The sequence below is a fragment of the Leifsonia sp. HAY1-4F genome (genome assembly GCF_056755275.1).
Map to the genome: position 1 here is coordinate 1 of NZ_JBNDHX010000660.1, position 215 is coordinate 215.

Here is a 215-nt window from a genome sequence, read left to right on the forward strand (position 1 = left end):
CCCCCCCCCCCCCCTTCACAACACAACCCCCCCCCCCCAGATTAGCGAGTGTCTCGTGGGCTCGGAGATGTGTATAAGAGACAGGCCCTACATGGCGCCGGGCCTCGTCACGCCCGAGAAGGCGCAGCTGGGCAAGCTGCCGACGGACGTCCGGTGGGCGACACGATGGTGTGCCACCCTGTCTCTTATACACATCTGACGCTGCCGACGACGGA

General features: G+C 65.6%; 1 pseudogene. It reads left to right on the forward strand.

Annotated elements, in window-relative coordinates:
- Window positions 1-199 (forward strand): annotated as a pseudogene (locus ACPYOG_RS20880) (hypothetical protein); the annotation flags it as partial.
- Window positions 200-215 lie beyond the last annotated feature (16 nt).